The sequence below is a fragment of the Nocardia sp. NPDC004860 genome (assembly GCF_040609015.1).
In the GTDB taxonomy this organism is placed as follows: domain Bacteria; phylum Actinomycetota; class Actinomycetes; order Mycobacteriales; family Mycobacteriaceae; genus Nocardia.
The window spans coordinates 49,277-72,633 of record NZ_JBEXJI010000038.1 but is presented as its reverse complement, the minus strand read 5'-3'; the positions used below and the strand labels follow the sequence as shown (position 1 = coordinate 72,633).

The 23,357-nt window shown below is 66.0% G+C and carries 22 protein-coding genes; 8 read left to right on the top strand and 14 right to left on the bottom strand.

Annotated features, from left to right (window positions below; all coding sequences use genetic code 11):
* Nucleotides 1-304 precede the first annotated feature (304 nt).
* The 9 genes from ABZV44_RS40765 to ABZV44_RS40725 all read right to left on the bottom strand — a co-directional run bounded on the left by ABZV44_RS40765 (nt 305) and on the right by ABZV44_RS40725 (nt 9,861).
* A complete protein-coding gene (locus tag ABZV44_RS40765; protein WP_354849132.1) occupies nt 305-1,162 on the bottom strand; it encodes a hypothetical protein in 858 nt (285 codons plus the stop codon).
* 91 nt (nt 1,163-1,253) lie between these two features.
* Complete coding sequence (locus ABZV44_RS40760) at nt 1,254-2,426, bottom strand: MlaD family protein (RefSeq protein WP_354849130.1); 1,173 nt, start codon at nt 2,424-2,426, stop codon at nt 1,254-1,256.
* Nucleotides 2,423-3,538, bottom strand: coding sequence for an MlaD family protein (locus ABZV44_RS40755; protein ID WP_354849127.1), 1,116 nt, complete (start codon nt 3,536-3,538; stop codon nt 2,423-2,425). Before ABZV44_RS40755 ends, ABZV44_RS40760 begins: the two co-directional genes overlap by 4 nt.
* The gene (locus ABZV44_RS40750) at nt 3,535-4,656 is read right to left on the bottom strand and encodes an MCE family protein (protein ID WP_354849124.1); all 1,122 of its coding nucleotides are present in this window, start codon (nt 4,654-4,656) and stop codon (nt 3,535-3,537) included. The genes ABZV44_RS40755 and ABZV44_RS40750 overlap by 4 nt, the downstream gene beginning before the upstream one ends.
* Entirely contained in the window at nt 4,653-5,651 is a 999-nt protein-coding gene (locus ABZV44_RS40745; RefSeq protein ID WP_354849122.1) for an MCE family protein, read from the bottom strand. The genes ABZV44_RS40750 and ABZV44_RS40745 overlap by 4 nt, the downstream gene beginning before the upstream one ends.
* Complete coding sequence (locus ABZV44_RS40740) at nt 5,648-6,691, bottom strand: MCE family protein (protein WP_354849119.1); 1,044 nt, start codon at nt 6,689-6,691, stop codon at nt 5,648-5,650. Before ABZV44_RS40740 ends, ABZV44_RS40745 begins: the two co-directional genes overlap by 4 nt.
* Entirely contained in the window at nt 6,688-8,163 is a 1,476-nt protein-coding gene (locus tag ABZV44_RS40735) for an MCE family protein (RefSeq protein ID WP_354849116.1), read from the bottom strand. The genes ABZV44_RS40740 and ABZV44_RS40735 overlap by 4 nt, the downstream gene beginning before the upstream one ends.
* 12 nt (nt 8,164-8,175) lie before the next feature.
* Complete coding sequence (locus ABZV44_RS40730) at nt 8,176-9,039, bottom strand: ABC transporter permease (RefSeq protein ID WP_354849113.1); 864 nt, start codon at nt 9,037-9,039, stop codon at nt 8,176-8,178.
* Nucleotides 9,040-9,042: 3 nt separating this feature from the next.
* Complete coding sequence (locus ABZV44_RS40725) at nt 9,043-9,861, bottom strand: ABC transporter permease (RefSeq protein WP_354849111.1); 819 nt, start codon at nt 9,859-9,861, stop codon at nt 9,043-9,045.
* A gap of 498 nt (nt 9,862-10,359) precedes the next feature.
* Here ABZV44_RS40725 and ABZV44_RS40720 point away from each other — a divergent pair, with 498 nt between their 5' ends.
* Nucleotides 10,360-11,025, top strand: a complete 666-nt coding sequence (locus ABZV44_RS40720) for a serine protease (RefSeq protein WP_354849109.1) — start codon at nt 10,360-10,362, stop codon at nt 11,023-11,025.
* Nucleotides 11,026-11,077: 52 nt separating this feature from the next.
* Here the strand turns inward: ABZV44_RS40720 and ABZV44_RS40715 are convergent, their stop codons facing one another.
* Nucleotides 11,078-11,710, bottom strand: a complete 633-nt coding sequence (locus ABZV44_RS40715; RefSeq protein ID WP_354849106.1) for a hypothetical protein — start codon at nt 11,708-11,710, stop codon at nt 11,078-11,080.
* Between the two features lie 110 nt (nt 11,711-11,820).
* Between ABZV44_RS40715 and ABZV44_RS40710 the strand changes: the two genes are divergently transcribed.
* The 6 genes from ABZV44_RS40710 to ugpC all read left to right on the top strand — a co-directional run bounded on the left by ABZV44_RS40710 (nt 11,821) and on the right by ugpC (nt 18,897).
* Complete coding sequence (locus tag ABZV44_RS40710; protein ID WP_354849103.1) at nt 11,821-13,119, top strand: cytochrome P450; 1,299 nt, start codon at nt 11,821-11,823, stop codon at nt 13,117-13,119.
* 323 nt (nt 13,120-13,442) lie between these two features.
* Nucleotides 13,443-14,318: a L,D-transpeptidase gene (locus ABZV44_RS40705; RefSeq protein WP_354849177.1), complete on the top strand. Its 876-nt coding sequence runs from the start codon at nt 13,443-13,445 to the stop codon at nt 14,316-14,318.
* A gap of 236 nt (nt 14,319-14,554) precedes the next feature.
* Nucleotides 14,555-15,484, top strand: coding sequence for a sugar ABC transporter permease (locus tag ABZV44_RS40700; RefSeq protein WP_354849100.1), 930 nt, complete (start codon nt 14,555-14,557; stop codon nt 15,482-15,484).
* A gap of 68 nt (nt 15,485-15,552) precedes the next feature.
* A complete protein-coding gene (locus ABZV44_RS40695; protein ID WP_354849174.1) occupies nt 15,553-16,344 on the top strand; it encodes a carbohydrate ABC transporter permease in 792 nt (263 codons plus the stop codon).
* Between the two features lie 19 nt (nt 16,345-16,363).
* The gene (locus ABZV44_RS40690; RefSeq protein ID WP_354849097.1) at nt 16,364-17,719 is read left to right on the top strand and encodes an ABC transporter substrate-binding protein; all 1,356 of its coding nucleotides are present in this window, start codon (nt 16,364-16,366) and stop codon (nt 17,717-17,719) included.
* A gap of 98 nt (nt 17,720-17,817) precedes the next feature.
* Nucleotides 17,818-18,897, top strand: coding sequence for a sn-glycerol-3-phosphate ABC transporter ATP-binding protein UgpC (gene ugpC / locus ABZV44_RS40685; protein WP_354849095.1), 1,080 nt, complete (start codon nt 17,818-17,820; stop codon nt 18,895-18,897).
* A 41-nt stretch (nt 18,898-18,938) separates the two neighbouring features.
* On the opposite strand, the gene ABZV44_RS40680 is transcribed toward ugpC, so the two are convergent.
* The 3 genes from ABZV44_RS40680 to ABZV44_RS40670 form a co-directional block, all read right to left on the bottom strand.
* Nucleotides 18,939-20,921 (bottom strand): M13 family metallopeptidase, encoded by a 1,983-nt coding sequence (locus ABZV44_RS40680; RefSeq protein ID WP_354849092.1) that lies wholly within the window; start codon nt 20,919-20,921, stop codon nt 18,939-18,941.
* Between the two features lie 123 nt (nt 20,922-21,044).
* Nucleotides 21,045-21,425 (bottom strand): DUF397 domain-containing protein, encoded by a 381-nt coding sequence (locus ABZV44_RS40675; protein WP_354849089.1) that lies wholly within the window; start codon nt 21,423-21,425, stop codon nt 21,045-21,047.
* A 31-nt stretch (nt 21,426-21,456) separates the two neighbouring features.
* The gene (locus ABZV44_RS40670; RefSeq protein ID WP_354849086.1) at nt 21,457-22,308 is read right to left on the bottom strand and encodes a Scr1 family TA system antitoxin-like transcriptional regulator; all 852 of its coding nucleotides are present in this window, start codon (nt 22,306-22,308) and stop codon (nt 21,457-21,459) included.
* A 90-nt stretch (nt 22,309-22,398) separates the two neighbouring features.
* On the opposite strand from ABZV44_RS40670, the gene ABZV44_RS40665 reads away from it, so the two are divergent.
* Nucleotides 22,399-22,872: a hypothetical protein gene (locus tag ABZV44_RS40665; RefSeq protein WP_354849084.1), complete on the top strand. Its 474-nt coding sequence runs from the start codon at nt 22,399-22,401 to the stop codon at nt 22,870-22,872.
* Here the strand turns inward: ABZV44_RS40665 and ABZV44_RS40660 are convergent.
* Nucleotides 22,862-23,356, bottom strand: coding sequence for a DUF4190 domain-containing protein (locus ABZV44_RS40660; protein ID WP_354849081.1), 495 nt, complete (start codon nt 23,354-23,356; stop codon nt 22,862-22,864). The two genes, ABZV44_RS40665 and ABZV44_RS40660, sit on opposite strands and share 11 nt — an antisense overlap.
* Nucleotide 23,357: the final 1 nt, after the last annotated feature.

Genomic DNA, 23,357 nt, shown 5'->3' with positions numbered 1-23,357 from the left:
CGATCCGCCCACCGCGCCGATCCCGATCGTGGAGCCCAAGACCGAGCCGCTCCCGGTGACCGCACCCAGCGGGTTGGACCGAGGCGAGACGGAATCGGCCGAGAAGGTCGGCGCCACCATGCATTCCGCGCATTCCGCCGCCGCGACCCCGCGCCGCCGGGCCACGGCCGCCAAACCGGCTGCCGCCGAGGCACTCACGTTGTTCTGACCACCCCCGCATACCCGTTCACCTGCGACGACATGAAAAGGGCCCGCCTCCGATACTTCCGGGGGCGGGCCCTTTCTCGTGCTCGGGATATCCCGATCAGTTACCCGGTTTGGGCGCCGCGGTGGTGGCGGGCGCGGGCTGACCGGAGGGCTGGGCGCCCTGCTGATCGCCGCCGCCGGTTCCGCCCGGGAACAGCGGGTTCTCGTCACCGGCGTAGACCGGCTGGAACTTCGACACCAGCCACTTGCCGTCGTGCTTCTCCATCTCGACGTAGGTCGGGATGGTCAGCACGATCGGCTTCGCGTGGAAGTCGTTGGTGGAGGTCTGGGTCAGGCTCACCAGGACCGAGGCCTTGTTGGCATCGCCCGATTCCCAGCCGCAGCGCAGCACGTTCAGCGAGGACTTGGCGTGTGCGCTGGACAGGATGTCCTTCACGTCGCCGGCCATCGGGTCGAACATCTGCTTGAACTCACCGGTGATGAGCGCCTGCACGCGCGGGGCGAAATCGTTCCACGAGGACTGGTCGTAGACCGAGACCGCACGCGCGAAATCACAGGCGGCCTTGGCGGCGGAGTCACGGTCGGCGAGTTCGTTGCTCTTGGTGTGCGATTGCCACCAGAACGCGCCCAGACCCGCCAGCGAGGCGACCAGCAGCACACCGAGCGCGATGAGCGCGATCATCGGCACCGCGACCTTGGAGACCAGCGCGGACTCGGACTTCGCCGGCGGCGCGGCGGCCGCCGGTTCCGGCTTCGCGGCCGGTGCGGCCGAATCCGCTTCCGGCTCGGCAGCCTTCGCTTCCGGCTCGGCCTTCGCTTCCGGCTCGGGCTGGGCCCCCTCGGCGTCCTTCGTCAACTCCGGCTTCTCGGCGGCCTGTTCGGCGCTGCCCTGGGCATCGGCCTCGGCGATGGAATCGTCTTCGGTTTTCTTGTCCTGGGCAGCGTCGTCCGACATCTATTCGATCACTTTCCCGGTGCGCTGCGGACGCACCGTATAGGTTTCGTCAGCGAGTATGCCCGCTGCTCCTGAGAGCGGCGGGCGGCACTCACTTGACCGGCGGCAGAGTCCGCTCGTTCGGATCCGAACCCGCGGGCGGGAGCGCGCCATTGTTGGGCACGTCCGGTCGCGGTGCGTTGCCCGAGCCGCGGATCTGCTGGTCCTGGGGTGGGTTCTGGCAGTAGCTCGCCCATTTCGGGAAGGTGTTCTCGGTCGCTACGGCGGGGTTCACCTTCTTGGTGACGTAGTCGCAGAAGGACCGCGGCCAGATGTCCACGATGGTGTAGAACTCACCGTCGTGCGCCGGCACGCCCATGGCGGAGGTACCGACCACCAGCGACGGGAACAATGCCCGCAGCGCCGGGGTGCGCAGCTGCGCGGCCTTGGTGATGGCCGCGAAGTTGGTGGCCAGGCTGGTCATCGGGTCGGCGGTCTTGTCCAGCACCGCGCCGAGGGCCTGCATCTGACCGGGCGCCTGCTCCAGGATCTTCTGGAGTTCGGCATTCGCGTCGTTGAACTGATTGAACAACACACTCGAATTACGGGTCAGCGTACCCAGATCCGGCTGCGCCAGCGACGTGGTGCCGGAAATGGCCTGGAGGTTCTTGATCAGGTTGGTGGTCTGGGGGAGCAGGTTGTCCAGGCCGTTGGTGGCCAGGCTGAGGCCGTCGACGAGCGAGCGCAGCTGGTCCGGGCCGCCGGAGAGGGCGGTGTCCAGCTCGGTCAGGATGACGCTGAACTTGTCCGGATCCACCTGGGCGATGAGCGCGCTGGCATTGTCGAGCACCGACCACACGGGGGTGGGGGTCTTGACCTTGTTGGCGTCGAACTGGATCACCGAACCGCTGCGCAGGAACGGGCCCTGATCGGTGTTCGGGCGGAAGTCGATGTACTGCTCGCCCGCGCCCGACAGCGCGCCCACCGACACCTGGGTGTCGGCCGGGATCGAGTACTTCTTGTCGATCTCGGCGGTGGCCGCGATGGCCGCGCCGTTGTCGATGAGCTTGATGTCGAGGACCTTGCCGACACGGTAGCCGCGCAGGGTCACGTCATTGCCGCTCTGCAGCCCGCCGGATCGGTCCAGATTGACCGTCACCGTGTAGGTTTCGCGCAGCGGATTCACCCGCATCACGCTGATCAGCAGGTAGGACGCGCCCACCAGCAGGATCAGCACCAGCGCGGAATTGGACACCAGGTTCTTGTGTCGCGATACCCAGTTCATCGGTGTCCCCCGTTGATCCGGCCGTAGATGATCTGCAGCACCTGGATCAGGCTGCCCCCGAAGTCGTTGAGGTCCTTGAGATCCGGGAACTTGCTGTTGGCCGGATCGGTGAGCAGGCCGATGTCGAGCATGGAAAGGGTCGCGGCCACGGCCAGGGTGTCGCCCTTGAACGAGGCGTCGGCCTTGGGCCGGATGTCGTGCAGGGCGTCCAGAGCGGGACCGAGGCTCTGATCGGTCCGGGACAGCGCGCTCATCAGCTGATTCACATTGTCGAGCAGGCTGCTGAGCGAGTCCGAGGTGGTGTTGGCGTAATCGCCCAGTGCCGCACTGGTTGTCGAGATCTTGGTGAGCAGATCACCGAGGGCCTGGTTGTTCTCGGCGATGGCGCCGATCATGCCCGGCAGGCTGTCGGCCACCTGACCCAGCTGCTGGTGGTTGGCCTCGATGGTGTTGGCCAGCGCACTGAATCCGGCCAGCACGTTGTCGATGCGCGAGCTGTTGGTGTTGAGGCTGGTCATCACGCTGGTCAGCTGAGTGATGACGTGACCCACCTGGTCGCCGCGGCCGCCGACGATGGAGTCCAGCTCCGAGGTCAGCTTGGACAGGCTGGCGATGCCACCGCCGTTGAACAGCAACGAAACCGACATCAGCAGTTCTTCGACGGTCGCGCCGGCCGAGGTGTTGGTGAGCCGGTCACCGTTCTTCAGCAGCTGCATGCCGGGCTCGGCCTTGGGGATGGATACCGCCACGAAGACGTCTCCGAGCGGGGTGGCCTGGCGCAGTTCCGCGGTGCTGCCGGCCGGCAGCTCGATGTCCTGGCGGATGGCCAGGTCCACATTGGCCTTGAAGTCCTTGGTCGTGATCTTGGTGACCACGCCGACGTCGGAGCCACCGACCTTGACCTTGGCCTGGTCGGGCAGGTTCAGCGCATTGTCGAAGGTCGCGTGAATGGTGTAGGTGTTGGCACCCGGACCGGGTTTGGGCAGCGGCAGGCTCTCCACCGTGATGCCGCAGCCGGAGGCGACGACCGCGGTCGCGGAGACCGCGATGGCGACGACCGCCCGGCGGGCCGAGCGGCCCGCGCGCAGATCCTTCCAGAAGCGATTACTCATTTGGTCATCCCCAGCATCGCCGCCATCAGACCGAAGTCGGGTCCGAAGTCCTCCATTTTCCCGGTGCGGCAGCCATCCGATTTCATCTGGATGCGTTCGCAGAACAGGCTCACGATCTCCCCGGAGAGCGCGGTACCGATCAGGCCGTGCAGGCGAATGAAGTTGCCCTGCCGGTTGACCGAGCGGTCCAGGTTCTGCATGAGCAGCGGGGCCACGTCGACCACCTCGGTCACGCCGGCCGCGTTGGCGCGCAGCTGGTTGGTGACATTGGTGAGCCCGGTGAGGGTGCCGTTGAGCTGATCGGAATACTGCGAGAACGCGCCACTGGTGTTGGCCAGGAACGCATTCAGCTGATCCAGCGTGCCCTGCAGACCGGGCGCCTGATCGGCCAGCAGACCGGTCATCTGGGTGATCTTGTTGCTGAAACCGCGCACCGAGTCGTCGTTCTCGGCCAGCATGGTGGTCAGCTCGTTGAGCTTGATGATGATGGTGGAGATGGCGTCCTTGTTGTCGACGCCGGTCTTCAAGGCGCCCGAGAGCGCATTGAGCACATCGCGCATCTTCTCGCCGTTGCCGTTCATCATCGGGTACAGCACGCGACCCGAGAGCGGGCCGACGCCTTCCTGTCCCGGCTCGGGCTTGAGCGCGGCGGCGAAACTGTCGATCGTCTTGATCATGGTGTCCAGCTCGACCGGGGTCTTGGTCTGCTGGGTGGTCAGGTGCGAGCCGTCGGCCAGGGTGTCACCGCCGGTGTAGCGCGGGGTGAGCTCGATGTGCCGGTCGGTCACGATGGACGGCGAAACCAGTGCGGCCTGAACGTTCTTCGGGATCTTGACGCCCTTGTCCACGGTCATGTGGACCTCGACGTACTGACCCTTCGGAATGATCTTGTCGACCCGGCCCACCTCGAGCCCGAGCACGGTGATCGGGTTGCCCTCGAACATGCCCGCTATATTGAGGAAGTCCGCGGTGAAGTGCTGGGTCTGCCCCGCGGCGTCCTTCACCCCGAGCGGCACGATGGAGCAGGAGCCCACGGCCCATGCCGCGGCGCCGATCATGGCCGCCTTGGCGATTCGGCCGAGCAGGCGCTTCTTTTGTTCTGCAACAGTCGATGTCATTGGTGGCACCCCTCGTTCACCTGCGCGAAGCACAACCAGTTGTCCGGGAACAGCCACGGCAGCGCGACCTCACCGTAGTTGCCGTTGCCGAAGGCATTGTTGAACTGCCGGATGGCCGGCGGCATGATCGACAGCAGCCGATCCAGGTTGTCCTTGTTCTTCTGCAGACCGTCGGCCATGGTGTTGAGCTGCTGCAGGGTCGGGCCGAACTTGTTGTCGTTGTCCGCGCCGATCTGCTGCAGCTGCCCGGTGAGCGTTGCGATGTTGTCCAGCAACGTCTTCAACAGGTTCTGACGCTGCATCACCCGGTCGGCGATGGCCTGGCCCTGGGTGATGACCAGCAGCACGCTGTTGCGGTTGTCGCCGAGGATCCTGGTGACCTTGTCCAGATCCTTGAGCAGCTGGTCGACCTGATCCTTGCGGTTGTTCATGGTCTTGGCCAGCGCGCCGATGGCGTCGAGCGCTTGCACCGTCATCTGCGGGGTGTCGCCCATCTGCTGGTTGATCAGATTCAGCGAATCCGCGAGCTTCTTGGTGTCGAGCTCCTCGAACTTGGGCGTGCCCTCCTGCACCACATCGGCCAGGTTGTAGGGAACCACGGTGTTGGACTTGGGAATCCGGTTGCCCTTCAGCCCGGAGCCGTCGCCGGGCATCAGGTCGACGTAGCGCGCGCCCAGCAGGGTCGCCATCTTGATCGACGCCTTGGCATCGGGGCCGAGCTTCACGTCCTTGTCGACGTTCAGGGTGAGCAGCACGTGGTCACCCTCGAGCTCGGCGCCCGAGATGGTGCCGACGGGAACGCCCGAGACGTCCACCTTGTCACCGACTTTGACGCCGGCGGTCTGCACGAACTCGGCCTTGATGCTCTGTGTGCCGACACCCACCGTCTTGTAGAGGGTGGAGCCCAGCAGCAGCGCGACGATGACCGCCACGCCGAGCACGCCGAGCCAGAAATTGCGATTGGTGCTGAAGCGGTTCTTGAGTTTCGAGATCATGGCCGGCACACCGCCGAGTGGGAGTTGCCGCCGATCTGCGAGAACAGACCGCGCGGGAAGAGGATGCCGTACAGCGAGACGTCCAAGCTGCACACGTAGGCATTGGCGTAGGCGCCGTTCTGGGTGAACTTGCCGACGTCGGAGAGGATGCCGGGCAGGTCCACCGCCGCCTGGTCGAGCTTGGCGCCATTGGACAGCAGCAGCGCCAGCGCGTCGTGGGTGGCGTTCTGCGCCAGCACCAGCTTGGGCTGGATGGAACCGAACATCCCCACCAGAGCCGTTGTGGCATCGGCGATCTGGACCGTCGACGCCTGCAGCGACTGGCCCTGCGCGTAGAGGCCGCCGATCAGGGCGCGGGTCTGGGTGACCAGCGTCTCCAGCTCGTCGCCCCGCTTGGCCAGCCCCGACATCACGCCGGACAGGTTGGTGATCACGTCGGAGAGGATGCCGTCGCGGCGTTCGAAGTCCGAGGCCACCGACGCGGCCTGGGTGATGAACGCGCTCAGCGACACATTGTCACCCTGCAGCGCCTGGATGAAGGTGTTGGACAGGTTGTTCACCTGCTCGGGCTGCAGCACCTGGAACAGCGGCTGGAAACCGTTGAGCAGCGCCGAGATATCGAACGACGGCTCGGTCCGGTCCAGCGGGATGGCACCGTTGTTCTTCAGCACCACATGGTCGCCGGTGTGCGGCTTGCCCGCGGCGGGCGGGTTCAGCGCGACATATCGCTGTCCGATCAGGTTCTGGTACCGGACCAGCGCCTTGGTATCCCCGTACAGCGTCTGATCGCGCTGCACGATGAAGGTCACCACGGCTTGGTTCTTCTTGTCCAGCTCGATCTTCTCGACCTTGCCGACCCGCACCCCGGCCATCCGGACGTCATCGCCCGCACGCAGGCCCAGGACATCGCTGAAGGTCGCGGTGTAGGTGTTGGTATCGCCTTTCACGGTGCGGGCGAGCGTATTCCAGATGACCGCGGTCACCAGGATGGACACGATCGCGAAGATGCCGAAACCGATCAGCGGCTTACGAACGCTCATCGGCCGGCCTCGCTCTGGCTCAGTTGCAAGGTCGCACCCTTCAGGATCGGGCTCAACAGCAGGTACTCGGCCGCGGTCGGACGCCGGCCCAGCAGGGCGGTGATGGCGTCGTCACCGGCCAGGGCGATGTTCCCACCGGTGGGCACCGAACCCGGCTGGCTCGCCGGGGCGGCCGGAGCCGGAGCGGCCGGCGCCAGGTTCGGGAACAGCCCCTGCAGCGGCGTGCCCGCGAGCGGGTCGTTACCCGGCTTCGCAGCGCCGTCGCTCGGCGTGTCGGTGGGTGTACCCGTGGCGGTGAGGCCCGGGATCAGCGGGAAGCCCGGCGGCGGCGCGGTGACCGGCAGGTCCTTGGCGGCGTCGATGGCCCTGGGCCGCATGGCTTCCGGCAGCGTGCCCGGATCCGAGGTGAGCGGCGCGGTGCCACAGCTCGGAGCGGCCAGGTCGCCGTAGCGCGGGCAGTCGTCGCGGGTGTAGGGCTTGTAGGGCGTGAAGGTGAGGCCCATGTTCCAGATCATCTGGTTCTGCGGACCCCAGTGGAACGTCGAACCCAGCTTGCGCACCGATTCGTTCAGGTTCGCGATGGCCTGCGGAATGGCGTCCGGGTTGTCCGACAGCGCGCCGAACATGGCGCTGGTCCCGGTGGTCAGATCCTTGCCGACATTGGGGTTGCGGGCGAAGAGCCCATTCACCTTGTCGATGGTGTTCTCACTGCCGGAGATGAGCGCGGTGAGCTCGGCCCGGCGATCGGAGATGGTCTGCGCGGTCTTCACCGAATCCGACAGCACGCCCATCAGTTCCGGCGCGGACTGGTTGAGCGCGTGGAAGGAGGAGGAGAAGTCGTCGAGGAAGCCGCCGACATTCGGCACCGCCCCGCGCACGCCCTCCAGCCAGCGGTCGACGCGTTCGATGGTGGAGCCGGGCATGCGGCCGCTGCCGTCCAGCGCGTAGGACAGCGTGCCCAGCACGCGGCCCAGCTGTACCGGATCGATCTTGCTGAGGATATTGCGGACCGTGGTGAGGGTGTCCTGCAGGGCGATGGTGCCCTTGGAGGTGTCCTCCGCGATCTGCGAACCCTCCTTCAGATGGGTGGAATCCGGTCCGTTGTAGACGAGTTCGACCGAGGTGACGGCGAACAGGTTCGAGGGCACCACGCGCGCGGTGACATTGGCCGGGACGCCGCCGGCGTACTCCGGCTTCATCTCGATGTGCACCTCCTGCTTCGTCCCCTTGGCCGCGACCGACACGTCCTTGACGGCGCCGACCAGCACGCCGCGGAACTTCACGTCGGCATTGGCCGGCAGGCCGTCACCGGTGGTGGTCAGATTCGCTGTGACATTGACCTTTTCGACGAAATAACCGCGGTACCGGGCGAACAGGAAGCCCAGCACGACCGCGATGACGGTGAGGCCGCAGGCACCGGCGATGAGCAACTGCCGCATCGTCGGTCCGCGCCCGCTCGGATCGATGATCATCGTGTGCGCCCCCTATCCCGAGATCCGGATGCCAGGGTTCACGCCCCAGATCGCCAATGTCATGAACAGGTCGGCGAAGACGACCGCGATGATGCACAGCTTGATTGCGCGACCGGCCGCCACACCCACGCCCTCCGGGCCGCCGGAGGCGAAAAACCCGTAGTAGCACTGGATGAACGTGGTGATCGCGACGAAGAGGATCGCCTTCAGCAGTGAGTACAGCACATCGTGCGGCACCAGGAATTGATAGAAGTAGTGCTGGAAGGTGCCTGTCGCGGTGCCGCCCACCAGGGACACGGTCAGCGAGCAGGAGATGTAGGCCAGCGGCAGCGCCACGCAGTACAGCGGCACGATGGCGATCATGGCCGCGATCATGCGGGTGCTGACCAGATACGGAAGCGGCCGGATGGCAACCGATTCCAGCGCGTCGATCTCCTCGGAGATGCGCATGGCGCCCAGCTGCGCGGTGAACCGGCAGCCCGCCTGCGCCGCGAAGGCGACCGTGGCCAGCATGGGCCCGAGCTCACGCGTGGTGGCGAAGGCCGAGATGGCGCCGGTGAGCGGGCTCAGGCCGAGCAGGTTCAGCGAGGTGTAGCCCTGGATGGCGACGGTCATGCCGCCGAACGCCGACAGGATCAGCACCACGCCGATGGTGCCGCCACCGACGATGAGATTGCCGTTGCCCCAGGTGACGTCGGACAGCAGCCGCCACACTTCTTTGGGGTACTGCTTGAACGCGAGCGGCATGGAGCCGACCGAGCGCAGGAAGAAGAACACCTGGTGGCCGATGCGCGCCAGCCAGTCACGCGGCGAGTTGGCCGCGCCTTTGATCCGTTGGAACGGCCGCAGCAGCGGCGGTACGTACGTAGCTGACACGACTCAGACCACCTGCGGGGGGAAAAGGGTGTTGTACAGCTGCGTCATCATCAGGTTGACGCCGAAGAGCATGACCGCGGACATGACCACGGCGGTGTTCACCGCGTTGGCCACGCCGCCGGGACCGCCCTTGGCATTGAGCCCCGAGTCACAGGCGATGACGGCCGCGAACAGGCCGTAGATGAGCGACTTCAGCAGGGCCACAGCCAGATCCGCCGTGATCGCGAACGACGAGAACGTACTGATATAGGAGCCCGGGGTGCCGTTCTGGACGAAGATGTTGAACATGTAGCCGGTCAGGAAGCCGACGAAAACCACGAAACCGCAGAGCAATACCGAAACCAGCATGGCCGCGCCGAGACGCGGAGCGACCAGGCGCCGCATGGGATCGACGCCCATGACCTTCATGGCGTCGATCTCCTCGCGGATGGTGCGGGAGCCGAGGTCGGCACAGATGGCGGAACCGACGGCGCCGGAGATCATGAGCGCGGTGACCAGCGGCGCGCCCTGCTGAATGATGCCCAGGCCGTTGGCCGCGCCGATGAAGGACGTCGCCCCGACCTGCCCGGCCACCGATCCGACCTGAATCGAGACGATGACGGCGATCGGAATGGCGACCAGCAGGGTGGGCGCCGCGGCGACATTCGCCATGAACGCGCACTGCCGGATGAACTCACGGTAGGGGAAGCGGCGACGGAAGATCGCGATGAAAAGCTCGGCGACCGCGGCGACGCCCATCGACATCATCCGGCCACCGGTTTCCAGCGACCGTTTCGGATGATCCTGCCAGTACGCCTTGGCCCGATCCACGGCCACATTCATCCGTGATGGTGACGGTGGGCTTTCCTGGTCCCCCGGGCTCTTGGTCAACTGCACTGACTACCCCTCTCGACGCCGGAGTTACCCGTCTCCGGCGACTGTTGCTGGACGCACCCTACTACGGAGTTAGGAAAAACACACCACCGATTGTGGTTCCGGTCATAGAGACGGATCACTTTCGATGTATTGCTGTGAACAGCCACATCAGGGTCGGTTTACGGGGCAAAAAACCTGGCAGAGATCTAGAACTTGTTCTAGTTTCGAACTATCCACGATGTATGTGGACATCGACCGGGTAACAATTTGCAGGAACAAATTTATCGGAATTCGATAGCCTTTCCGTATTGTTCCGTAATCCACATCCAACTAGGTATCGGCCGCGAACCCCGGCAGGACACGGCTACGCAACATGTGGCAGTACAACAGGCAACCGGGCTCGAATACTGACAGGATGTGTAACCGCAGGTTGAGATTCGTGCGGCTTCCGACGTCTGGAGGGACATGATCAAGAAACTCGCCGGGGCTACCGGCGCCTTCGCCATCGCCCTGAGCACCGCGCTCTTCGGAATCGGAGCCGCTCACGCCGATGCAGCGCCCGCCGTCATCGGTGGCGGCTCCGGGATCATCATCGATGATCAGTACGAGTGCACCGTGACCACCATCGGCCACGACGGCGCCGGACGGCTGGTCGGCCTGACCGCCGGGCACTGCGGCGACGCCGGATCCCGGGTCTGGGCCGAAAAGGATCGCGCCGCAGGACAGATCGGTCAGTTCGTCTACTCCAACCACGATCTCGACTACGCCGTCATCCAGTTCGATCCGGACCGCGTCGTCCCGGTCAACCGCATCGGCAATGTCACCATCACCGGAATCGGCGGCCCGCCCGGATTCCCCATGATCGTCTGCAAGGAGGGCCGCACCACCGGCAATACCTGCGGCATCTCCTGGGGCGACGTCTTCGACACCAATGTCGAGACCTGGAGTCAGATGTGTGTGGTGGAGGGCGATTCCGGCGCGCCGGTCGTCGTCGGCACCACCCTCGTCGGCATGGTCAACGCCTACCTGGCGGTGGCCTGCTTCGGCCCCGAGGTCGGCACCAACATGAGCTCGATCATGGCCGACCTCAACGGCCGGGGCGGCATCGGCTCCGGCTACGCGGTGATCTGATCCCCGAACAATGCTGACCGGGGCGGTGATTCGGGAATCACCGCCCCGGTTGCTATTTGAGGGTGTTGACGCAGACGACGAAATTGCGTTCGTCGTAGACGTAGCCCTGGTCGCCGTCGGGACAGTCGTCGACGCTGCTGCTGTGCTGCACGATCGACACCACCTTCACACCCTCGGTGGCCGTGGTGGCGGTGCAGGGGATGCGGTGGGCCGCGTCGTTGCCGACGTCCATGCAGTCGCCGACCACCCAGTCGATGGTCAGGCAGAGGGCGCCGGTCTCCATGCCATTGAGGGTTTCGTAGTAGACCTGGTCGGAATCCTTGCCGCACTGGGCATTGCGCGGGGCCTTGCCGGTCACCTTGTAGTTGGAGTCCTGGCTGCCGCAGCTCGCCTTCTGGATGCTGGCGTTGTCGGTGGTGCCACCGAGCTTCACGCAGTCGCCGATCGCGGCCTGGAAGTCGGTGTTGCCGCCGCGGTCGGCGCGCGGGGTGGTGGTGGGCGCACCCGAACCGGGCTTGCCGGAGGGTTTGCCGGGGGTGGCGCCGGGGGTCTTGGTGGGGAGCACGATGTCGCCGGGGGCGGCCTGGGGATGGCCGGAAACGGTGGTCCCGCAGCCGGCGAGCAGCAGGGTGGCGGCGGAGATCGCGGGCAGGGCGATCCGGGCGGAAAGCTGCTGACGCAACACGGGCGAGTCCTATATTTCGAAACAAACAGATTTGACTTCTGTGCCCATGCATACACCACGGGCACCGGGAAGATCGAACCGAGGCGGTCCGGCATTTCGTATAGGCAGCCATGAGCACCGACATCCTGGAGCGTTATCTCTCCTGGCGGCGCGGACGCGACGGTGACCCCTTCCGGGTGCGGATGCCGGCCCTGGGACCGGTGCTCTTCACCGGCACTCCCGAGGGCGCGCGCGAGTTCTTCCGGGCCCCGGTGGACCTGCTGGAACCGCCGCTGCCCAATCCCATCGAGCCGATGGTGGGCGCGGCCTCGCTCATCCTGGCCCGCGACGGCCGGCACCGGCGCGAGCGGGCGCTGCTCGCGCCGGCATTGCACCGCAATCGAATCAGCGCCTACGGCAACACCATTCGCGAGGCGGCTCGGGCCGAGCTGAGCGGGGAGCGGACCGGGGACCGGTGGCGGCCCGGCACCCGCATCGATGCCCGGGCGACGGCGCGGGCACTGACGCTGCGGGTCATCCTGGCAGCGGTGTTCGGCATCGACGATGCCACGCGCCGAGCCGAATACACCACCGTCACAAAGGAATTCCTGGAGTCCTTCGGCAGCACGCTGTTCCTGGTTCCGGCATTGCGGCGCAAGCTGTTCGGGCTGTCCGGCTGGGAGCGGTTCAGCACGGCGCGGGATCGGCTCGACGACCTCATCGACGCCGAGGTGGCGCGGCGGCGCGCGGACGGGGGCGGCGGGGCGGATCTGCTGGCGCTCATGCTGGACACCCGCTACGAGGACGGCAGCGCCATCACCGACACCGACCTGCGCGAGCAATTGCGGACCCTGCTGGTGGCAGGGCACGAGACCACGGCGACCGCGCTGGTGTGGGCGCTGTACCGGCTGCACCGGGAACCGGAGTCGCTGGCCCGGCTGCGCGCCGAAGTGGACGCCGCCGGAAGCGATCCCGGCCCGGCCGAACTGATGGCGCTGCCCTACCTGGACGCGGTCTGCCAGGAGACGCTGCGGTTGCATCCGCCGGTGCCGGTCGTATTGCGCAGGCTCACCGGTGATTTCACGCTGCGCGGGGTGCCGCTGTCGGCGGGGGACACCATGGGGATCTCGGTGCACCTGCTGCACACCGATCCCGCGGTGTGGCCGCAGCCGCGGCGGTTCCGGCCCGAGCGGTTTCTGGAGCGCCGCTACAGCCCGTTCGAGTTCGCCCCGTTCGGCGGCGGGCACCGGCGTTGCGTCGGTGCGGCGCTGGCCGATTACGAACTTCGCATTGTGCTGGCTACTGTATTGACCGATGTGCGGCTGCGGTTGTCGCCGCGGTTCGCGCACGGGCCCGCGCCGATGTCGGTGCCGCACACCATCACGGTGGGGCCGCGCAGCGCCATCACGTTCGATGTCGCCGGGTTCTGAAGGGACCTCAGTGATTTCGATCACAAGCAGGTTTCGGGAAGTGAGCACGCCGAAAGCGGCCGCGCCGGTGTCACTTTCGGGGAATCGCCGATGTCATCGGCGCATTCGTGCCAGTCGAGTAACCAACCCGCAGACCCGTGACGCAGCGCACACCGGTTAGTCGGTATGCATAACTGGCAGAAGCCAATTGGCTTGCCGGACGGATCGCTGTAGTAATGGACGCGGGTTGGGACCTGCGCGGGTGACGTGTGCCCGCAATCTGCGTGTGAACGAGGATCTGAGAGGACCGAGCTGTGCGCCATACCCGGTATCGGAAAACGGGACTGATCGCCCTCGCCGCCGTCGCGGCGACCGGAGCAGTGGTGGCAGCACCCGCCTCAGCGACTCCGCTATGGCCGGGCGGACCGGAGGTACCGGGCGTGCCCTCCGCGGTCATGCCGCAGCCCGAGCCGGGCTCGCTGCCCACCGACCCGAACGCCAAGGCGCCGATTCCGCCCGCCAACTTCGCGGCCCCGAACATCAGCCCCGGTGACGGGGATGTGGTCGGCGTGGCCATGCCGATCATCATCAACTTCAAGGACCCGGTCGGCGATCACGCGGCCGCCGAGAAGTCGATTCGCATCACCTCCACCAACAAGGTGAGCGGCCACTTCTACTGGATGGGCGACAAGCAGGTGCGCTGGCGGCCCGAGGACTTCTGGCCGGCCGGCTCCAAGGTGACCGTCCAGGCGGGCGGCACCGACGTCGCCTACCAGATCGGCGACGAGTTCATCACCACCGCCGACGACACCACCCACGAGATCACCGTGACCCACAACGGCGAGGTCGTGAAGACCATGCCGACCTCCATGGGCAAGAAGGATCACGAGACCCCGAACGGCACCTACATCATCAGCGAGAAGAACCGCAAGATGATCATGGATTCCTCCACCTACGGTGTGCCGGTGACCGATCCGCAGGGCTACAAGCTCGAGGTCGAGTACGCCACCCGCATGTCCAACAGCGGCATCTTCGTGCACGCCGCCCCGTGGAGCGTTGCGCAGCAGGGCGTTTCGGACACCTCGCACGGCTGCCTGAACGTCTCCACCGAGGACGCCAAGTGGTTCCAGGAGAACGTGAAGAAGGGTGACCCGGTGATCGTCAAGAACACCAACGGCGGCACCTTCAGCACCTCCGACGGCTGGGGCGACTGGAACTGAGGTCCAGGAGTCAGCGCCCCGCCCCTTGGGCGGGGCGCTGACTCGTTCTTGCTGTTGGCTGACCGTTCATATGAATTCGGTCTCGAAACAAGTTGGGCGGTCGTACGATTCGGCGCATGTCCGCGCCGCTCGAGGGTGTGACCGGTGAACAGTCGGTGGCGCGCGCCGATCGACAGTTCAGCGATCTTCCATCCGAAATTAACCAGTCGGTAGCCCCAAGCCGCAAGGCTGCGCGGGTGCGATCTTGGCCCGAACGAGTACTCCCGACGCCCCCGGGGCGCGGGTGGCGAAGCAGACCCTGGCAGGACTATGCGCTCTTCGTGGTCCTGGTCGCGCCGAACCTGATTCTGCTGGGGCTGTTCGTCTATCGGCCGCTGGTCGACAATATCCGCCTGTCGTTCACCGACTGGAACATCTCGGCGACCAGCCTGAACTGGGTCGGTTTCGACAACTACACCGAGTGGTTCGGCCGCGACGACTCCTGGCAGATCGTCGGCAATACGGTGATCTTCACCGTCGCCGCGGTCCTCGGCAGCATGCTGCTGGGCCTGGCGCTGGCCCTGCTGCTGGATCGCAAACTGTTCGGGCGCAATGTGGTCCGCTCCGCCATCTTCGCGCCCTATGTCATCTCCGGCGCGGCCATCGGCGTCGGCTTCCAGTTCATCTTCGACCCCGGCTTCGGCCTGGTCCCGGATCTGCTGGAGCGGATGGGGATTCACCCACCCGACTTCGCACAGGATCCGCACTGGGCGCTGTTCATGATCACGGTCACCTACATCTGGAAGAACCTGGGCTACAGCTTCGTCATCTATCTGGCGGCGCTGCAAGGGGTTCGGACCGACCTCATGGAGGCCGCCGAGATCGACGGCGCGAGCCGCTGGACCACCTTCACCCGGGTGTTGCTGCCGCAGCTGCGACCCACCACCTACTTTCTGTCGATCACGGTGCTGCTCAACTCACTTCAGGTCTTCGACCTCATCAATGTGATGACCCGCGGCGGGCCCATCGGCACCGGCACCACCACCATGATCTATCAGGTCTATCGCGAATCCTGGGTGAACCAGCGGGCCGGATACGGGGCGGCCGTCGCCACCATCATGTTCCTGGTGCTGCTCATCGTGACGCTGGTGCAGGTGCGCATCATGGACCGAGGGGACGAGAAGTGAACCGGCTCAACGCGCTGAGCGCCTTCCGCGATCGGGAACTGTGGGCCACAGTGTTCGGCTACGCCGCCATGGTGTGCGTGCTGATCATCGTCGGCGTCCCGCTGTACTACATCCTCACCCGCTCCTTCATGGCGCACACGGAGGTCTACTCCCAGCCGGTCAGCTACTGGCCCGAGCGCTGGCTGGCGTCGAACTACCACGACGCCACCACCACGCTGCCGTTCTGGCAGTTCCTGCGGAACTCGATCATCGTGACCGGCATCGTCTCGGCGGTGAAGTTCGTGCTGGGCGTGCTCAGCGCCTACGGCCTGGTGTTCCTGCGCTTCCCCGGCAAGAACATCGTGTTCCTGGTGATCATCGCGGCGCTCATGGTGCCCAACCAGATCACCATCATCTCCAACTACGCGCTCATCGCCCAGCTGGGCTGGCGAAACACCTTCCAGGGCATCATCGTTCCGCTCTGCGGCGTCGCCTTCGGCACCTTTCTGATGCGCAATCACTTCCTGTCGCTGCCGAGCGAGGTCATCGAGGCCGCGCGGATGGACGGCGCGGGCTGGTGGCGGCTGCTGACCCGGGTGGTGCTGCCCATGTCCGGACCCACCATGGTGGCGTTCGCGGTGGTCACGCTGGTGAACGAGTGGAACGAATACCTGTGGCCGTTCCTGATGGCCGACGACGCGCGGGTGGCCACCCTGCCGGTCGGCCTGACCCTGCTGCAGAACACCGAGAACCCGAGCGTCACCAACTGGGGTCCGGTCATGGCCGGGGTCATCCTGACCATGCTCCCCATCCTCATCGTCTTCCTGGTGCTCCAGCGCCAGATGATCAAGGGCCTCACCTCCGGTGCGGTCAAGGGTTAAGTCCCAGAAGGAGATTCCTGTGTCGGATTCACGTAACCCCGCTAGTTTCACGGCACGCCGTGGTGCTCTTTCGCGACGCGGGTTTCTCGGCTTGGCGGGCGCGGCCGCGGGCGCGGCGGCGCTGACCGCGTGCGCCGGATCCGGTGGCGGCGGCACGCAGGGCGGTGACTCGAAGACCATCACCTTCTGGTCCAACCACCCCGGCACCTCCAAGGACCAGGAAACCGAGCTGATCAACCGGTTCCAGGCCAAGTACCCGGACCTGAAGGTCAATCTGGTCGACGCGGGCAAGAACTACGAGGAGGTCGCGACCAAGTTCAACGCCGCGCTCTCCGGTGGTGAACTGCCCGACGTGGTCATCCTGTCCGACGTGTGGTGGTTCAACTACGCGCTCAACGGCACCATCGAGCCACTGGACAGCCACTTCTCCGCGGCCGGGGTGAACGTGTCCGACTACGTCGACACCTTCGTCGGCGACTACAAGTTCAACAGCAAGACCTGGGCGCTGCCGTACTCGCGCTCGACGCAGATCTTCTACTACAACAAGGATGTCTGGGCCAAGGCCGGACTGCCCGACCGCACGCCGAACAGCTGGGACGAGTTCGACGAGTGGGGCCCGAAGATCCAGAGCGTGATGGGCGACGGCAAGTGGGCGCACGGCTGGGGTGACGCCAAGAACTACCTGGCCTGGACCTTCCAGGGTCCGTGCTGGACCTTCGGCGGCGCGTACTCGGACGAGTGGAAGCTGAAGTTCAGCGACCCGGCCACCATCAAGGCCGGAAACTACCTGCGCGACTCCATCAATACCAAGAAGTACGCCAGCATCCGGCCCACCTACGCCGTGGACTTCGGCAACGGCATCATCGCCTCGGCCATCGGCTCCACCGGAGACTTGAAGAGCATCAACACCAATGCCGCGGGCAAGACCCAGTTCGGCACCGGCTTCCTGCCGCACCCGAACGGGCTGGCGGGCTGCACCACCGGCGGCGCCGGCCTGGCGATTCCGTCGCGGATCAGCGACGCCCGCAAGGAGAACGCGCTGAAGTTCATCGAGTTCATCACCAATGCCGCCAACACCTCGTACTTCTCGCAGGCCACCGGCTATGTGCCGGTGCGCAAGTCGGCGCAGCAGGATCCGGGCATGCAGGACTTCCTGGCCAAGAACCCGAACTTCAAGACCGCGATCGACCAGCTGCCGCTGACCAAGCCGCAGAACTACGCGCGCGTGTTCGTGCCCGGCGGCGACCAGATCATCGGCACCGGCCTCGAGCAGATCGGCCTGCAGAACCGGGACACCGCAGCGGCTTTCGGCGATATCGCCAACCAGCTGCAGACGATCATCGACCGGCAGATCACGCCCAAGCTGCCCAAGTAGGACACGCACCCGCACGCTGACGTCAGGGCCGGAGGCGGCAGCCTGCGTAACCACGGAGGCCCCCGGCAGCGTGAGCATTGGACAAGGAGAGCGCCGGCATGGCGACTGTGCAGTTCGAGGGAGTTTCCCTCACCTATCCGGGTGCGCCCGGCCCCGCGGTCGACGACCTGAACCTGGATATCGCCGACGGCGAATTCCTGGTGCTGGTCGGGCCTTCGGGCTGCGGCAAGTCCACCAGTCTGCGCATGCTGGCCGGTCTCGAAGCGGTGACCGCCGGGCACATTCGCATCGGCGGACTCGACGTGACCGGCCTGCCGCCGCGTTCGCGCGACGTGGCCATGGTGTTCCAGAGCTACGCGCTCTACCCGAATATGACCGTGGCCGAGAACATGGGGTTCGCGCTGCGCAATGCGGGTATGAGCAAGGCCGACACCAGGGTTCGCGTCACCGAGGCGGCGGCCATGCTGGAGCTGGAGGACCTGCTCGACCGTAAGCCCGCGCGGCTGTCGGGCGGCCAGCGCCAGCGCGTCGCCATGGGCCGGGCCATCGTGCGGCGGCCGCAGGTGTTCTGTATGGACGAGCCGCTGTCGAATCTCGATGCCAAGCTGCGGGTTTCGACCCGCTCGCAGATCGCGGCCCTGCAGAAGCGGCTGGGCACCACCACCGTGTACGTGACCCATGATCAGGTCGAGGCCATGACCATGGGGCACCGGGTCGCGGTGATGAAGAACGGGAAGCTGCAGCAGATCGCCGCTCCCCGTGAGCTTTACGACGATCCGGTCAATACCTTCGTCGCCGGGTTCATCGGCTCGCCCGGCATGAACCTGCTGACCGCGCCGGTCCGCGACGGTGCGGCCGTGCTCAACGACCTGCGAATTCCCCTGCCGCACAATATCGACGGCAAGAACGTGATCGTCGGCATCCGGCCCGAATCCTGGGAGGTCACCACCGATGCGGGCAATGCGCTCGCGGTCGAGGTGGAGCTGCTCGAGGAACTCGGCTCGGAGTCGTTCGTCTACTCGCACGGCGTGGCCGACGAATGGTCCAGCCGCTCCGGCCGGGTCGTCGCGCGGGTGGATCGGCGCTTCCAGGTCGCGCTGGGCGACCGTCTGCTCCTGACGCCCAAGCAGGACGAACTCTTCTTCTTCGACGCGGAAACCGAAGAGCGCCTGCGTTAGCCGGCCGGGGCCCCGCCACCTCGGCGAGGGCCCGGTCCGGGCTACCAGATCTTCACGCGCTCAGCGGGGTCCAGATAGAGCTCGTCACCCGGCCGCACATCGAAGGCCTCGTGGAAGCTGTCGAGGTTGCGGACCACGCCATTGCAACGGAACTCCGGCGGCGAGTGCGGGTCCACGGCGAGGCGGCGGATGGCCTCCTCGGTGCGTGCCTTGGTGCGCCACACCTGCGCCCAGCCGAAGAACACCCGCTGCAGGCCGGTGAGTTCGTCGAGGACGGGGGAGTCCTGGCCCTCGATGGCGATCCGGTACGCCTCCAGGGCGATCGAGAGACCGCCCAGGTCGCCGATGTTCTCACCGATGGTGAACTCGCCATTGACCTTGTGGTCCGCCGACAGGTCCTTGGGGGAGAACTGGTTGTACTGGTCGATCAGAGCCTTGGTGCGCTTGCCGAATTCGGTGCGGTCCGATTCGGTCCACCAGTCGACCATATTGCCGTCGCCGTCGTACTTGGAGCCCTGATCGTCGAAGCCGTGGCCGATCTCGTGCCCGATGACCGCGCCGATACCACCGTAGTTGGCGGCGTCGTCGGCGTTCATGTCGAAGAACGGGGGCTGCAGAATGGCCGCCGGGAAGACGATCTCGTTCATGCCCGGGTTGTAGTAGGCGTTCACCGTCTGCGGGGTCATGAACCATTCCCCGCGGTCCACCGGGCCGCCCAGCTTGTTCAGATCGCGGTCGTGCTCGGCGGCGTAGCCACTGCGGTAGTTGCCCACCACGTCGGCCGGATCCACGGTGACCGCGGCGTAGTCACGCCACTCCTCGGGGTAGCCGATCTTGGGGGTGAACTTCTCCAGCTTGGCCAGCGCGGCCTGCCGGGTGTCCGGGCCCATCCACTCCAGCTCGGAGATATTGCGGCGGTAGGCCTCCTGCAGATTCGCCACCAGCTCGACCATGCGGGCCTTGGCCTCCGGCGGGAAGTGCCGGGCCACATAGAGCTTGCCCACGGCCTCGCCCAGCAGGTCCTGCACCAGGGAGACGCCACGCTTCCAGCGCTCCCGGTTCTCCTGCGCGCCGGTCAGGGTGCGGCCGTAGAAGTCGAAGTTGGCCTCCACCAGCTCCGCGGTCAGGTACGGCGCGCGGGCCTTCACCACCCGCCAGGCCGCCCAGGCCTTCCAGTCCACCAGCGATTCCGAGGCCCACAGCTGGGCGAAGGTGCGCACGTAATCGGGCTGGCGCACGACGAGTTCCGCGAACAGCTCCGCACCGGAGCGATCCAGACCCGCAGCCAGCGCGGAAGTCCAGGCGGTCCAGTCGAATTCCGGGTTCTCGGCGGCCAGCGCGTCGAAAGTGGTGAGGTTGTAACTCAATTCGGCATCCCGGCGGCGCACCACGTCCCAGTGACCCGCGGCCAGCTTGGCTTCCAGCTCGAAAACCCGCTGAGCGTCATGGTCCAATCCGGCCAGCTCGAACATGCGGCGGATGTGCGCGACGTACTTCTCGCGGATCTCCGCGTATTCGTCCTTGTGGTAATACGACTCGTCGGGCAGGCCGATGCCCGACTGGGTGGCGTGCACCAGGTACCGGGCGGAGTTCTTGTCGTCGGTGTCGACATAGAAGGCCAGCGCGCCGCCCACGCCGGTGCGCTGCAGGCGGCCGATGAGCGCGGCGAAGTCCGAACGGTCGGCGACGCCGGCCACGGCGGCCAGCTCCTCGGCGATCGGGGTCAGGCCCGCCGCCTCGATGGCCTCGTCGGCCATGAAGCTGTTGTAGAGATCGCCGATCTTGCGCTCTTCGGTGCCGGGCGCGGCATCGGCCGCCGAGGCGTCCTGGATGATCTTCTGCACATCCAGTTCGGCCTGGTCGTAGAGCGTGCGGAAAGCACCGTCCACCGCCCGGTCGGCCGGTATCTCGTAGCTCTCCAGCCATTTGCCGTTGACGTGCGCGAACAGGTCGTCCTGCGCCCGTACGTCCGCGTCACGGAAGGACAGGTCGATACCGGAAGGAGGCGTCAGCTGCGAAGTCACAGTGCCTATTTTGCCCTCCGCTTCGCTCCGGGTGGGTTCGCGGCGCTGAAAGTCTCGTAACGCGCCGCGAACCACCGGGCTCGACCTCCGACGGCCGAGCCGCAACACTGCACTGTTCGGTGGCTAGACGCTTTGCGGCTGACGGTCGAATTCCCCGTCCCGGGCCCCGTCGACGAAGGCGCGCCATTCGCCGGGGGTGTAGATCAGGGTGGTGTCGCGGTGCCGGAGGGTGGTGTGGCCGTCCGCACCGGTCTCCGCGCTGAGCGCGGTGCGGACGGAGTGGCGGCCCAGCACTGCGGCCAGGAATGTCATCCATTCGGTCGCGGCGACGGTGATGATGGGCTCGTCTTCAAGGCGATGTTCCGGATTGCGCCGGTACTTGCTGTCGCGGATGAGCACCGCATCACCGTCGAATCGAACCTCCACGCACTGATTTCCGTTATTGGTACGTGACGACGTGAACCAGCCGCGGGATACCGGCTGATAGTTCGCGGTGTTTAGCATGGGCAGCATTTTACCGTTACGCATGCGTATCCTACCCTTGCGAATAGCGTTTGATGAGCTCCAAAGATTCTGCGCGACCGAGAGATTGGTCGAGCGCACGCACAAATGCGAACCGCAGATCGCGAATCTGCGACGAATCCTCCACCGCCCCACCGAAAACCGCGCTCTCCACCCAGGTGAAGGTCGGAAGATTCTCGGAAGCGAAATCCAGCAGATGGAAACTCGACCCGCCCAGCAGTGCGCCCCGGGTCGCGGTGAACGGAATCACCCGCACCGAAATGGAATCCAGCTCGTCCAGCAGTGTTGCCAGATGTTCCAGTTGCCCGCGCAATACTTTCGGGCCGCCGATCTGCTGTAGCAGCGTGGCCTCGCCGATCACCGCGGTGAGTTCCACCCGGTCGTCGCCGCGCAGCCGTTCCTGCCGCTTCAGCCGCACCGCCACCAGCTGTTCCACCTGGACGGGACGGATCATGACGTCGGCGCTGATGAGCGCCCGCGCGTATTCCTCGGTCTGCAACAGCCCGGGCACCACCAGACTGTCGTAGCTGCGGATGCTCTCCGCGCCCAGCTCCATGCCGTAATACCGTTGCAGCTCCGGCCCGATCAGCGCCGAGGACCTGGCCCACCAGCCGCGCTCCTTGCTCAGCGCCAGCAGTTCCAGCAGTTCCGCGCGCTCCTCACCCTCCACCTCGAGCAGCTCCAGCACCGGGCCGATGGTGGTGGCCGTGAGGACGCGCCGGCCCTTCTCCACGTGCGACCAGTTGGCGGGGGTGAAACCGACGCGCTTGGCGAAGGTCGCCGAATCGAAGCCGCACTGCTCACGCAGTTCGCGCAGTCGCAGGACCAGCTCCCACCGGGCGACGGTGGGCGAGACGGGTGCCATGAGCAGTGATGCTACGCTGGGGAACTCGCTGGCGTGTGACTATTGTCATACCGATAGCCCGGCCCTAAGGTCGGTAGCAGGAGGTTCGCCATGAGCGCGCTGGACCCGTCCTCGTATACCGCCACCCAGGAAGCGCTGGCCCGGTGCCGGCGCTATCGCAAGGAGCACGGCCTCTACGGCGTGGTGGACTCGGCACTGTGCCGAATCATGTTGGAGGTCGGGGCCGTCGGGGCCGTGACCATGCCCGCCGACCTGGGCCACCGGGTCCGCGACCATCTGGTCGCCCGGCGCCGCTGCGGGCCCGTGATCGCCCACCCGCGCTCGGGCCGCTGGACCTTCCTGACCGGACCCACGGACGACTCGTATCACGACACCGCTTTGTTCTCAGACCTTTTCCGCGATTGCGCGTCCGTAGCGCAACCGGGCAGCACCATCGTGCTGCCGTCTCCCGCGGACGAGCACAGCGCCTACCGCACGTGGATTCACCCACCGGAAGGGGACTTTCGCCCCGAACTGGCCGAGGTGCTGGCCGCCACCCGCGAATGCCATCCGGTCATCGGGTAGGCGCGGGCGTCAGCGTGACGCTGAACTTGTCCTCGATGCGCTTGTTGAATTCCTCCTGGCACTGCTGAACCTTCGAGCTGTCGCCACCGGCCTTGTTCAGGCAGTCGATCAGGTCGGTGCCGCCGGTGTCCTCGAAGACGGCCCACACCAGCACGCCGACCAGAATGCCGCCGACCAGGCTGATAACGCCCATGATCGCGCCCGCCAGCGCCATTCCGAAGCCGCCGGACGTGCCGCGGCGCGCCTTCGTCGCGGCGATCACGCCGAGAATGATCGCGAGCGCGCCGCACAGGACGCCGACGATGGTGAGCAGCACCGTCCAGAAGGTGAGCAGACCCAGGATGCCGAAGACCATCGCGGTGATCGCCATGCCCTTGCGCTGCGGCGATTCCTGCCAGTACTGCGGTCCGCCGGGCGGCGGATAGTTTCCGGGCGGAGGCGGCGGGTACTGGCCGTACTGCCCCGGCGGCGGGTACTGGTTCATG

Coding starts and splice junctions, on each gene's coding strand:
- ABZV44_RS40765 (WP_354849132.1), bottom strand. CDS start 1,162: ATGTCGGACGACGCTGCCCAGGACAAGAAAACCGAAGACGATTCCATC.
- ABZV44_RS40760 (WP_354849130.1), bottom strand. CDS start 2,426: ATGAACTGGGTATCGCGACACAAGAACCTGGTGTCCAATTCCGCGCTG.
- ABZV44_RS40755 (WP_354849127.1), bottom strand. CDS start 3,538: ATGAGTAATCGCTTCTGGAAGGATCTGCGCGCGGGCCGCTCGGCCCGC.
- ABZV44_RS40750 (WP_354849124.1), bottom strand. CDS start 4,656: ATGACATCGACTGTTGCAGAACAAAAGAAGCGCCTGCTCGGCCGAATC.
- ABZV44_RS40745 (WP_354849122.1), bottom strand. CDS start 5,651: ATGATCTCGAAACTCAAGAACCGCTTCAGCACCAATCGCAATTTCTGG.
- ABZV44_RS40740 (WP_354849119.1), bottom strand. CDS start 6,691: ATGAGCGTTCGTAAGCCGCTGATCGGTTTCGGCATCTTCGCGATCGTG.
- ABZV44_RS40735 (WP_354849116.1), bottom strand. CDS start 8,163: ATGATCATCGATCCGAGCGGGCGCGGACCGACGATGCGGCAGTTGCTC.
- ABZV44_RS40725 (WP_354849111.1), bottom strand. CDS start 9,861: ATGAATGTGGCCGTGGATCGGGCCAAGGCGTACTGGCAGGATCATCCG.
- ABZV44_RS40720 (WP_354849109.1), top strand. CDS start 10,360: ATGATCAAGAAACTCGCCGGGGCTACCGGCGCCTTCGCCATCGCCCTG.
- ABZV44_RS40710 (WP_354849103.1), top strand. CDS start 11,821: ATGAGCACCGACATCCTGGAGCGTTATCTCTCCTGGCGGCGCGGACGC.
- ABZV44_RS40695 (WP_354849174.1), top strand. CDS start 15,553: ATGGTGTGCGTGCTGATCATCGTCGGCGTCCCGCTGTACTACATCCTC.
- ugpC (WP_354849095.1), top strand. CDS start 17,818: ATGGCGACTGTGCAGTTCGAGGGAGTTTCCCTCACCTATCCGGGTGCG.
- ABZV44_RS40675 (WP_354849089.1), bottom strand. CDS start 21,425: ATGCTAAACACCGCGAACTATCAGCCGGTATCCCGCGGCTGGTTCACG.
- ABZV44_RS40670 (WP_354849086.1), bottom strand. CDS start 22,308: ATGGCACCCGTCTCGCCCACCGTCGCCCGGTGGGAGCTGGTCCTGCGA.
- ABZV44_RS40665 (WP_354849084.1), top strand. CDS start 22,399: ATGAGCGCGCTGGACCCGTCCTCGTATACCGCCACCCAGGAAGCGCTG.
- ABZV44_RS40660 (WP_354849081.1), bottom strand. CDS start 23,356: ATGAACCAGTACCCGCCGCCGGGGCAGTACGGCCAGTACCCGCCGCCT.